Raw genomic sequence first — 11,840 nt, forward strand, 5'->3', positions numbered from 1 at the left:
GCATAAAAAAACGCTCCCGTCTGAGGAGCGTTTTCGTTTTTGCTTTCGCTATCGATGGTGCGCGAACAGCTTCGGAATTTCGCGAAGGCACCAGGCTTTCGCTTCCCCCATGCTGTCACGCCGCCAGGCCATAATGATATCGATTTCGTTGGTGTATTCCGGGCTGACAACCCGCAGGCGCCCTTCGGCAATGTCCTGCTCCACCAGCGGATAGGGCATGGTTGCTACGCCAAGCCCGGCAAGCAGCGCCTGACGTTTATCTTCGATGGTGCTCACCGTCAGACGCGGCTGTTTGTCCAGCAGCTGTACCGTCAGCACCGGACGCTCACGCGCGGTATCGGCCACCGCCACGCCACGGTATTTCACGCGCGTCACTTCGGATAACGGTTCCGGCTCCTGGTGGATCGGGTGATCCGGCGCCGCAACATACACGCTCATAATCGAATAAAGCTTACGGGAGTTAATCTCGGAAGATGAGCGGAAATGCATGTCGGGGGCGATAACAATATCCGCCCGGCCCTGCTCCAGCCTTTCCCACGCACCCGCCAGTACTTCGGTGATGATCGACAGCTGCGTGTTGGCTTTCACCGCCAGCTTCTCCACCAGCGGGAACAGCTCAGGTGTGGGCACCAGCGCCTCTGTGACCAGCGTCAGATGCGTTTCCCAGCCGCGCGCCAGCGCTTCGGCATCGGTTGTCAGCTTATCCGCCGCTTCCAGCAGCACGCGCCCGCGCTCCAGCAGCATGCGGCCCACGTTGGTGAATTTTGTACGATGGCCTGAGCGGTCAAACAGCACCACGTCCAGCTCTTCCTCAAGCTTCTGCATGGTGTAGCTCAGCGCCGACGGAACGCGCCCCAGCTCATCGGCGGCGGCGGCAAAGCTGCCTCGCCTGTCGATGGCATCCATTACTCTTAACGCTTCCAGCGTCAATGCTCTCTCTTTAGCCATGGCGTTCTCATTCAGGAAATTTGAACATACCGGGCAGAATATCTGGCTAACAATGCAGCGTCCATAGCTTTACCATTGTTTTAGTGTAAAGAGAGGTCAAGAATATGATTACTACCCGAACAGCCAAACAGTGCGGACAAGCCGATTTCGGCTGGCTGCAGGCCCGATACACTTTCTCCTTTGGACACTACTTCGACCCGAAACTGCTGGGCTACGCCTCGCTGCGCGTTCTGAATCAGGAAGTGCTCGGTCCTGGCGCTTCGTTCCAGCCAAGAACCTACCCGAAAGTAGATATCCTTAACCTTATCCTGGAAGGGGAAGCCGAGTATCGCGACAGTGAAGGGAATCACGTTCAGGCCAAAGCAGGCGAAGCACTGCTGATTGCCACCCAGCCCGGCATCAGCTACAGCGAGCACAACCTCAGCAAGGATAAGTCGCTGACCCGCATGCAATTGTGGCTCGACGCCTGCCCGGAAAGGGAAAATCCGCCGGTGCAGAAGCTACAGCTCAGCAACACGGCGCAGCAGCTGATTGCCTCCCCGGACGGCAGCAAAGAGAGCGTGCAGCTGCGCCAGCAGGTGTGGATCCACCACATTCAGCTGGAGAAAGGCGAGCAGCTGAGCTTCCAGCTTCACGGGCCGCGTGCCTATTTGCAGTCGATTCACGGCACCGTCCATGCGCAGACGTCTCAGGAAGAGCGTGAAGGGCTCACCTGCGGCGACGGCGCTTTTATTCGTGACGAGGCTAACATAACACTTGTTGCTGATACGCCACTGCGCGCTTTGCTGATAGATTTACCTGTATAGCCCTGAAATCAGGCGGTGATTGTGAGTAAAAAGCAGCAGAAGAAAGTGGCGGTCCAGAAAACCGCTGCCGCAGAAAACCTGGAAAGCGTCGCCGAAGTGAGCGCCGCGCCCCTGGCATTTGGTTATAACGAAATGCTGGGAGAGCTGGAGGCGATTGTCTCCGAAGCCGAAATCAGGCTGGCAAACGAAGCCCCACAGATGTGACAAAAGCCCGCAGCGTGCAAACCCTGCGGGCTTTTTGTATTCCTCGCTGACGGCCTGAACCTGCTTACGCTGTTCCGGCGTTTGCGGCCGCAGGTGGATTATGCAGGGCGTACCGAAGCGCGCCCCGAACAATCAGGCGCAGACCACTTTTATCGCCAGCCCCCCGCGTGAGGTTTCACGGTATTTGTCGTTCATGTCTTTCCCCGTTTCGTACATGGTATCGATCACTTTATCGAGCGATACCCGTGGCTCGGACGTTCTGCGCAGCGCCATACGCGCTGCATTGACCGCCTTCACCGCATTGATGGCATTGCGCTCGATGCAGGGGATTTGCACCTGTCCCGCTACCGGATCGCAGGTCAGCCCCAGGTTGTGCTCCATCGCAATTTCCGCCGCGATACAGACCTGTGCCGGGCTGCCGCCGAGCAGTTCGGTAAGCCCCGCCGCCGCCATTGACGCGGCCACGCCAATTTCACCCTGACAGCCCACTTCAGCTCCGGATATCGACGCGTTCATCTTATACAACCCGCCAATGGCGCTGGTGGCTAACAGATAGCGGGCAATGGAGTTCGGGTTAACCGGACGGCGGAACTTGTCGTAATAGGCCAGCACCGCCGGAATGATGCCGCAGGCGCCGTTGGTGGGCGCAGTCACCACGCGCCCGCCCGCGGCATTCTCCTCGCTGACCGCCAGGGCGAACATGTTGATCCAGTCGATCACGTTCATCGGATCGCTCGACAGGCTGTCGCTCGCCACCAGCATTCTTCGCAGCGCCACGGCGCGACGCGGCACCTTGAGCGGGCCCGGCAGTACGCCTTCGGTGTTCATGCCGCGCTCGATTCCGTCGTGCATCACCTGCCACAGCTGAGCGATCCCGGTATCAATCTCCTCTTTGCTGCGCAGCGCCAGTTCGTTCTGCATCATCAGCCCGGAGACGGACAGCCCGTTGCGCTCACACAGCTTCAGCAGTTCAGCGGCGGAACGGAAGCCGTACGGCACCGGCGTTTCCACCTCATGCGCCTGACCGAAGTGCTCTTCATCGACGATAAACCCGCCGCCAATGGAGTAGTAGGTTTTGCTGAGCACTGTTTCCTGCCCGCGCCAGGCAATGAGCCGCATCCCATTCTCATGGCGCGGCAGCGCTTCGTTATGAAAAACAATGTCGTCAGCAGGCGAAAAACGGACCTGATGAGCGCCGCCCGCGACGGGGAGCTGCCCGCTGCGGCTCACCTGCCCGATGAAGGAAGGAATAGCGTCAATCTCCACGCTCTGCGGCGTATTCCCCGCCAGCCCCATGATGATGGCGGTATCAGTGGCGTGGCCTTTGCCGGTCAGCGACAGAGAACCATAAAGATCGACGCTAATCCGCGTGACGGAGGCTAACTCGCAGAACGCCGCGAGAAGATCGATAAAGCTTTTGCCTGCATTCATGGGCCCAACGGTGTGCGAACTCGAAGGGCCGATGCCAATTTTGAAAATGTCGAAGGTGCTAATCATATCCACACTCCTGAAAGAGCGGTGGCCGGGCGAGGCGCAAAGAGCACGCCCCGCCGTGTGCGCAAGTTACAGCGCGTGCGTGAAGGTTCGGGAAATTACGTCCTGCTGCTGCTCGCGGGTCAGCGCGTTGAAGCGCACCGCGTAGCCTGACACGCGAATGGTGAGATTCGGGTACTGTTCGGGATGCGCAATGGCGTCCAGCAGCATGTCGCGATTCATCACGTTGACGTTCAGGTGCTGCCCGCCCTCGATGGCTTCTTCGTGATGGAAATAGCCATCAAGCAGGCCCACGAGGTTGGTTTTCCGCGTGCCGTCCTCTTTACCGAGCGCCGCTGGCACAATGGAGAAGGTGTAAGAGATACCGTCTTTGGCGTAGGCAAACGGCAGCTTCGCCACGGAGGTTAGCGAGGCGACAGCCCCTTTGCGGTCGCGCCCATGCATTGGGTTCGCGCCTGGCGCAAACGGCGTGCCTCCGCGGCGCCCGTCCGGCGTGTTGCCGGTTTTCTGGCCATAAACCACGTTGGAGGTGATGGTCAGTATGGACTGCGTCGGCACCGCATCGCGATAGGTTGGCAACGCGCTGATTTTGCGCATAAACCGCTCCACCAGATCGCAGGCAATGCTGTCCACGCGCTCGTCGTTGTTGCCGTATTGCGGGTAGTCGCCTTCGATAACAAAGTCCACAGCCAGCCCGGTGTGGTCGCGCACCGGTTTCACCTGGGCGTATTTGATGGCAGAAAGGGAATCCACCGCCACCGACAGGCCTGCAATGCCGCACGCCATCGTGCGATGCACGTCGCGATCGTGCAGCGCCATCAGCGAGGCTTCGTAGCTGTATTTGTCATGCATGTAGTGGATCAGGTTCAACGCGCTGATGTACTGCACCGCCAGCCAGTCCATAAAGTGATCGAGGCTCTCCATCACCGTGGCGTAATCCAGCACTTCATCCATCAGCGGCGCGGTTTTCGGCCCGACCTGGATTTTCAGCTTCTCATCCACGCCGCCGTTGATTGCATACAGCAGCGTTTTGGCGAGGTTGGCGCGGGCCCCGAAGAACTGCATCTGCTTGCCAATCACCATCGGGCTGACGCAGCAGGCAATGGCGTAGTCGTCGCTGTTGAAATCGGCACGCATCAGATCGTCATTTTCATATTGCAGCGAGGACGTCTCGATCGACATCTGCGCGGCGTATTTTTTAAAGGCAATCGGCAGCGCCTCAGACCAGAGGATCGTCAGGTTAGGCTCCGGCGCAGGCCCCATGGTGTGCAGCGTGTGCAGATAGCGGAATGCGCTTTTGGTCACCAGCGTTCGGCCGTCCAGCCCCATGCCACCAATCACTTCCGTCGCCCAGATCGGGTCGCCGGAGAACAGCGAATCAAACTCCGGCGTGCGCAGGAAGCGCACCATGCGGATCTTCATAATGAAGTGATCGACCAGCTCCTGCGCTTGAGTTTCCGTCAGGCGGCCTGCGCGCATGTCACGTTCGACGTAAATATCGATAAAGGACGCGGTACGCCCGAGCGACATCGCCCCGCCGTTCTGCGATTTCACCGCCGCCAGGTAAGCAAAGTAGAGCCACTGGATGGCTTCCTGGGCCGTCTGCGCCGGGCGGGAAATGTCGTGCCCGTAGCTCGCGGCCATCTGCTGGATCTCGAGCAGCGCGCGGCGATGTTCGGACAACTCTTCACGCAGACGAATCGTGGCTTCAAGATTCTCACCACGTTCAAGCGCGGATTGCAGATCGGCAAACTGCTGCTCACGCTCGCGCACCAGGTAAGTGATGCCGTACAGCGCCACGCGGCGGTAGTCGCCGATGATGCGCCCGCGACCGTAGCCGTCCGGCAGCCCGGTCAGTACGCCAGACTTACGGCAGCGCAGCATATCCGGCGAGTACACGTCGAACACGCCCTGATTGTGGGTTTTGCGCAGATGAGTAAACAGGTACTCAAACTGCGGGTCCATTTCACGCCCGTAAGCGTCAAATGAACTCTTGATCATGTTCACGCCGCCGTAGGGATGCAGCGCGCGCTTTAGCGGTTTATCCGTTTGCAGGCCAACGATAGTTTCCAGATTCTGCTCAATGTAGCCAGGCGCGTGGGCGGTGATGGTGGTGGCAACGTTAGTGTCAAAATCGACCGGCGCATGGGTGGCGTTCTCGATGCGAATCCCCTCCATCACGCTTTCCCACAGCGCAGTAGTCGCAGGCGTGGCCGTCGCTAAGAACGACTCATCGCCTTCATATGGGGTGTAGTTATTCTGAATAAAATCGCGGACGTTAATTTCGCTTTTCCAGGCTGAGCCCTGAAATCCCTGCCAGGCATCGGCATACTGCATATCGTGGGTATCGATATTCACCTTCATGAAATTGCTCTCTCTAAAAGTCAGGCGTATTCGGCTTCGGCGTTAATGTTTCCGAGATGGATCGCGTCCATCGCGATCATTTGCTCTTCATTGGTGGGGATCACCGCGCAGGCAATCCGGGAATCTGGCCGCGAAATAATTCGCTCGCCATGTTTCCCCGACAGCAGGTTTTTCTCGCCATCGAGCTGTATGCCCAGCACCTCAAGATGCTCAACGATCAGTTGGCGAATCAGCGATGAGTTTTCGCCAATCCCGCCGGTGAAAATGATGCCGTCGAGTCGCTTCAGCGCCATCGCGTGACCGCCAATGTGGCGAGCAATGCGGTGGACGAATGTTTTGATGGCCAGGCGCGCGTGTTCATGGCCGTCGTGCCAGGCCTTTTCCAGCACCCGCAGATCCGAAGAGAGGCCAGAAATGCCGAGCAAGCCGGACTCCTTGTTCACCACGCGTTCAAGATCGCTCAGGGATTGCCCGGTCTGGCTGGCAATCCAGGCCATCGCGCCGAAATCCACGTCGCCGCAGCGGGTGCCCATCATCAGCCCTTCGAGCGGCGTCATGCCCATGGAAGTGTCGGCGCTTTTGCCGTCACGAACCGCGCAGATGGACGCGCCGTTACCTAAGTGAGCAATCACCAGGCCGGAGTTTTGCGCCTCAAGCCCTAACAGGTCATATGCCCGCTGCGCCACATAGCGGTGTGACGTGCCGTGGAAGCCATAGCGGCGCACGCCGTGCTCCTCGAAATAGCGCCACGGTAAGCCGTAGAGGTAGGCTTCCGGCGCCAGCGTCTGGTGGAAACTGGTATCAAACACCGCCACCTGCTGCACGCCAGGGAACAGGCGTTTCGCGCACTCCACGCCGCTTAGGTTGGCGAAGTTATGCAACGGGGCCAGCGGGGAGACCTGACGGATCTGTTCGATGACTTCATCCGTAATTAAGACTGACTCACTAAATATGCTGCCGCCGTGGGCAATCCGGTGGCCAATTAGCGTCACGCTATTCAGCAATTGCCGTTTATCCAATTCATCCGTAATGGCACTCAGCGCGCTTTCGTAATCCTGGCGAATTAATTCAGCAGGCTCGCCATCGTTAATACGCAAAGTAGCAACATCGGTATTAATACCTTCGGCGATACCCGTCAGTAATACATCCTGTGAATCCGCATCCATTACCGAAAATTTAATGGAAGATGACCCACAATTAATGACCAGCACCACAGGAAACTCAATCATTTGAATTCTCCGCTCGTCCTTTTTCGAGATTAATCACTCAGGCTGCGGGCGCAGCCTGAGTATATTTGAGGTCAGGAATTAAAACAGCTTGTAGACAATATTCAGAATGGTCAGCAGGCCGATAACGGTGACGAAGATATTCTCGGTTCTGCCTTTATATTTTGCCAGCGCCGGGACTTTACGAATGGCGAACATCGGCAGCAGGCACAGCAGCGAGGCAATAATTGGCGCGCCCATCGCTTCAATCAGGTCCAGGATATTCGGGTTGGCGTAGGCCACAACCCAGGTGGAGCCCATGATGAAGATCATGCTGATGGTGTTCAGTTTGCCCATCGAGACTTTGGTTTTATCGCCCTTGTAACCAAACTTCAGCACCAGGCCGTTCAGCCCTTCCAGGGTGCCCAGATAGTGGCCGAAGAAGGATTTGAAGATCGCCACCAGCGCGATGATGGAAGCGCCAAACTCAAGCACCGTCGCAAACGTGGATTTAGTGCCAGTCATGGTCGCGAAGTGGTTCGCCAGGTAAGAGAGCACCGGAATGTTCTGCGCTTTCGCCTCCGCCATGTTTTGCGGGGAGAGCGTGAACAGGCAGCTGAAGGCGAAGAACATCACCACGGCCACCATCAGCATGCTGGCGCGGGAGATAATCTGTGAACATTTCTGCTCGGTGTACTGGTTGCCGAAATCCTTTTCGTACTCTTCACGCTTGGAGACCACAAAGGAAGAGACAATCGGTGAGAAGTTAAAAGAGAACACCATGATGGAAATGCCTAGCCACACGGTGACCAGAATACCGTCATGGCCGGTGAACGTAATATCGCTGAGGCTCGCCTGATCGATAACCGCCGAGTTCCAGTAAGGAATAAGCGAGAGCGAAATCAGCACCAGGCTTGCGATGAACGGGAAGACCAGCCAGCTCATCACTTTAACCATCAGATCCTTACCGAACCAAATGACGAACGCCATCAGCAGCAGCAGGAACAGCGCGACCATGCCGCGGTTTAGCGCCGCGTAGCCCAGCTGGTTTTCCCAGAAGGTCATAAAGGTGTTGGTGATGGTTACGCCGTAAATCCACAGCAGCGGACAGATGGCGAAGAAATACAGGAAGGTGATGACCACGCCGCCGGTTTTGCCGAAGTGCTCCTCGACCGTTTCCGTGATGTTGCCGGAAGGATTTTTCCCGGACAGGCACAGGCGGGCCAGCGCACGGTGGCAGTAGAACGCAATCGGATATGCCAGCACCAGCATGATCAGAATCGGGATCAGGCCGCCGTAGCCCGCACGAATCGGGAAGAACAGCACGCCAGCGCCGATCGCCGTGCCAAACAGGCCGAGCGTCCAGGTGGTATCTGACTTGCGCCATGCCGAGGATTTTTGCTGGCCGGCAACCAGAGTTTCTGTGGTACTCATATCGTGTCCTTAGCGAATAATTTTCCGAAACCCGTTAAAGCGGGGCATTATGCCCCAACTAATCCGGTAATTTGTGAAACGCGGGAAAGATCGATATTGCCGCCAGAGATAATGCTGACGGTTTTGCGGTGCTGGATGTAGTCATCCAGCTTACCGCTGAGCAGCGCGGCGGAAGCCAGAGCCCCGGCGCCTTCGGTAATCACTTTGTTACGCTGGATAAGCGCCACCATGCTGTCGCGAATTTCGTCCTCGGTCACCAGCACGATGTCGTCCACCAGTTCACGGACAATCTCGAAGGTCAGATTGCCCGGGCGCGCCACGTCGCAGCCGTCGGCAAGCGTCGGATTCAGACGATGGTTGGTGAGGGCGCCTGCGCGCCAGGAAGCGGCCATGCCGTGCACGTTCTCGGACTGCACGCCGATGATTTTAATGGTCGGATTGATAGATTTGATCGCCGTGGCGATCCCGGCAATCAGGCCGCCGCCGCCAATCGGGACAATGACGTTATCCACGTCGTACAGATCCTGAAGGATTTCCAGGCCAATGGTGCCCTGACCTGCAATCACGTGCCTGTCATCGTAAGGTGGAATGAAAATCCGCCCTTCCATTTCGACGATTTCGCTCACTTTGGCGATAGTGTCGTTGAAGTTGTCGCCGTGCAAAATCACTTCAGCCGAGTAGTCCTGGGTGGCGGCGACCTTCGATTTTGGTGCGCCGCGCGGCATCACGACTTTGCCGTCGATACCGAGCATGGCGCAGGACAAAGAGACGCCCTGAGCGTGATTTCCCGCGGAGCAAGCCACTACGCCCTTGCGACGCTCTTCCATCGTTAAAGAGCTCAGCTTATTAAACGCCCCGCGTATTTTGAACGAGCCGGTGCGCTGCATATTTTCGAATTTAAGGTATATTTCACCCTTGCAGCGCTCGCTCAGATAATTCGACCGTGGCATACCCGTTTTATATATTTTACCGGCAAGGCGATGCTTTGCTTGCTGAATATCATCGAGGGTGACCGGAAGATCGTAAGTAATATGCATAATATCCTCGTCTCAGGAATGATTCTGATTTCAGGCAATAACAGTCCAGGGAGTTCCGGTTGAGAGAACCCCGTTTATTTCTTAATAATACTTTTAGATTATTTCAGCCAGCGGCCTTCGCCTGCTGCAATTCTGTGCTGAATAATGTCTGGCAAGCTCCACTAACACCGAGGCCGATTTTTTAATTCGATAATTCTTCGACCAGATGGCGGCATAACGGGCCACCGGTAAAATATCCTTCAGCGGCAGGGTAATAAATTCATCAGAGCCAAAAGGCTTTGTCATATCACAAGGAATGACCGTTAAAAAACCGGCGTTGAGCACCAGGTTGTAAATCGTTACCACCGAGTCGGTTTTCACAATATGGTTTGCGTTGATGTGGTGCTGCTCAAGGATGGCGAGCAATTGCTTGTAGTAACCCATTTCCGTGTGCGGGAGGACCCACTGTTCGTTCTGCAACGACGCCAGCGCGATCTCTCCCCGGCATGTTCGGGACTTACTCGCCACCACCACAAACTCCGATTCAAACAGTGGTTCTACGTGCAAATCCTGGAGCTGCATGTCGTCGTCCAGGGTGCCGATGGCAAAATCGAGACGACCATCGCGCAGCGCGGGCAGGAAAGAGGAGAGCTGTGCTTCAAACATCGAAACCTGAGCCGTCGGGAACAGCGACTTGAAGCTCTTCATCATGCCCGGCAAAAACGTAAAGCCAATCAGCGACGGAAATCCGAAGGAGACATCGACCACCCCGCCCGTGCTCAGGCTGTTGATCTCACTGACCATATTCTTCATTTCGCGGGTAATGGATTCAGCATAGGCGAGCAGCACTTGTCCGGCGCTGGTCAGCGTCACCCCGGTGTTTTTTCGAATCATCAATTCAGTGCCGAAATAATATTCGACGTCGTTGATAATTTTACTGACCGCCGGTTGCGTGAGCCCGAGCTGTTTTGCCGCAGAGCCAATTGAGCCGCAGCGAATGACTTCCTGAAACACCACGAGATGCTGCGTTTTTGGCAGAAGAATATTATCCATAGCACTCAATCCATATTCCGTTCTTCGGGGCGAATTCTAGTAAATTAACCCTCATGGCGTATGTGCGATGACTCACAATTCACCGGAAGGGTTGTCTGCCACGCGTCACACAATTCAAAATAACCCTTTAGTTACAATGAGTTAAAAAACAACCAATTCAACAATAGACTGACCGCAATCAATAAACCATGTGTTAATAACTTTATTTTATGGCGATAATATTTATTGCCGAAGCTATTATTTATTGTCCACAGGACATATTTAATGCGATTTTAGCCGTAATTTTAACCAGCGTCTTACTTGCAAATATTTTAATTAATAAAAATATTTTAATGCGCATTATTATAAATATGATTGCGGTCACATGAGTTGTTACTCATTTAAAGGCTGGCCGTTCCAAACCATCCATTTCGTGAATAATTTGCAACAAACACACAACAACGCGGCATTTGATTAACAATCAGGTCTGGTGCATAAAAAAGCCCCATGCGGCTGCATGAGGCTTTTGTCGAGGGAGTGCTACATGGAGGAGAATGTTATTTGTACAGAATCGCCGTACCGCCCCAAAGACTTGAATCACCCGCGTTACCCATCGCAACAATCTGGTAATGGCCCGCATTATCTTGCGCGGCTTTCGCTTTCAGCGCGTGCGCCGCATCATCTGATGAGCCAGCAATCCCGGAAACCTGAACCGTACCCATGGCCTGCAGGCTGCTGGCCTGATCGGCATCAACCTGTTTTGGACCGGCGGCCAGCGCCGCACCGGAAAGCAGCATAAAGACCGCACCTGTCAGCAGAGACGTTGTTTTCATTTTTAAACCCTCACGGAATTTTTATGTAGAAGCGTTTACAGGTTTAAGTATGTCGCCCGTCACGTCAGGCGATATAGGACAAGTGCAAAGTCAGTTAATCATTGTGGCAGGATTGTGGAGAAAGCATGTCGGGGTTTGGCGCGGGAAACATAGTGTCATGATTGAGCGGAGCGGCACAGGTTTACCCCCCATTATCCATCATGAAAACCGCTGTCAGCGGAGGCCAGGGTGTCGGGCCTGTGAGCAATAAGCAGGACAGGGATCTCCGTTAAGCAAAAAACCCGCCGAAGCGAGGTTTTCTAATAAGTTGAAGCTGACCAATAAGCCGCATTCTTTTTGGTATAGCGTCGTGGACAGTCATTCATCTTTCCTGCTCCAGATAGCAAAACGCACCGCACTATTTTCATATCGTGGGGCGTCTTTAAGTAGTGAAGCTGACCGATAAGCCGCATTCTTTTTGGTATAGGGTCGTGGACAGTCATTCATCTTTCCGGTCCCATCCTG

10 protein-coding genes are annotated in these 11,840 nt (G+C 55.5%); 2 read left to right on the forward strand and 8 right to left on the reverse strand.

Going from position 1 to position 11,840, the window contains the following annotated elements; genetic code table 11:
* Positions 1–48: 48 nt before the first annotated feature.
* The gene (gene yhaJ, locus CRO87_RS07290; protein ID WP_097162266.1) at positions 49–948 is read right to left on the reverse strand and encodes a DNA-binding transcriptional regulator YhaJ; all 900 of its coding nucleotides are present in this window, start codon (positions 946–948) and stop codon (positions 49–51) included.
* A gap of 104 nt (positions 949–1,052) precedes the next feature.
* Here yhaJ and CRO87_RS07295 point away from each other — a divergent pair, with 104 nt between their 5' ends.
* The gene (locus tag CRO87_RS07295; protein ID WP_097162267.1) at positions 1,053–1,754 is read left to right on the forward strand and encodes a pirin family protein; all 702 of its coding nucleotides are present in this window, start codon (positions 1,053–1,055) and stop codon (positions 1,752–1,754) included.
* 21 nt (positions 1,755–1,775) lie between these two features.
* Positions 1,776–1,958 carry a hypothetical protein gene (locus CRO87_RS07300; RefSeq protein ID WP_097162268.1) on the forward strand — a complete coding sequence of 61 codons (183 nt, stop codon included), beginning with the start codon at positions 1,776–1,778 and terminating at the stop codon, positions 1,956–1,958.
* A 132-nt stretch (positions 1,959–2,090) separates the two neighbouring features.
* Here the strand turns inward: CRO87_RS07300 and tdcG are convergent, their stop codons facing one another.
* The 7 genes from tdcG to CRO87_RS07335 all read right to left on the reverse strand — a co-directional run bounded on the left by tdcG (position 2,091) and on the right by CRO87_RS07335 (position 11,336).
* A complete protein-coding gene (tdcG, locus tag CRO87_RS07305; RefSeq protein WP_097162269.1) occupies positions 2,091–3,455 on the reverse strand; it encodes an L-serine ammonia-lyase in 1,365 nt (454 codons plus the stop codon).
* Positions 3,456–3,521: 66 nt separating this feature from the next.
* Positions 3,522–5,816, reverse strand: coding sequence for a formate C-acetyltransferase (gene pflB, locus CRO87_RS07310; protein WP_097162270.1), 2,295 nt, complete (start codon positions 5,814–5,816; stop codon positions 3,522–3,524).
* A 20-nt stretch (positions 5,817–5,836) separates the two neighbouring features.
* Positions 5,837–7,045, reverse strand: coding sequence for a propionate kinase (gene tdcD, locus CRO87_RS07315; protein WP_097162271.1), 1,209 nt, complete (start codon positions 7,043–7,045; stop codon positions 5,837–5,839).
* A 78-nt stretch (positions 7,046–7,123) separates the two neighbouring features.
* Positions 7,124–8,455, reverse strand: coding sequence for a threonine/serine transporter TdcC (tdcC, locus tag CRO87_RS07320; protein WP_097162272.1), 1,332 nt, complete (start codon positions 8,453–8,455; stop codon positions 7,124–7,126).
* Positions 8,456–8,502: 47 nt separating this feature from the next.
* Positions 8,503–9,492: a bifunctional threonine ammonia-lyase/L-serine ammonia-lyase TdcB gene (tdcB, locus tag CRO87_RS07325; RefSeq protein ID WP_097162273.1), complete on the reverse strand. Its 990-nt coding sequence runs from the start codon at positions 9,490–9,492 to the stop codon at positions 8,503–8,505.
* 93 nt (positions 9,493–9,585) lie between these two features.
* On the reverse strand, positions 9,586–10,524 hold the full coding sequence (tdcA, locus tag CRO87_RS07330) for a transcriptional regulator TdcA (RefSeq protein ID WP_097162274.1): 939 nt from the start codon (positions 10,522–10,524) through the stop codon (positions 9,586–9,588).
* 536 nt (positions 10,525–11,060) lie between these two features.
* Entirely contained in the window at positions 11,061–11,336 is a 276-nt protein-coding gene (locus CRO87_RS07335; protein ID WP_097162275.1) for a YdgH/BhsA/McbA-like domain containing protein, read from the reverse strand.
* Between the last annotated feature and the right edge of the window lie 504 nt (positions 11,337–11,840).

Origin of the sequence: Enterobacter sp. CC120223-11 (assembly GCF_900215375.1) — a bacterium.
Taxonomy (GTDB): Bacteria; Pseudomonadota; Gammaproteobacteria; order Enterobacterales; family Enterobacteriaceae; genus Scandinavium.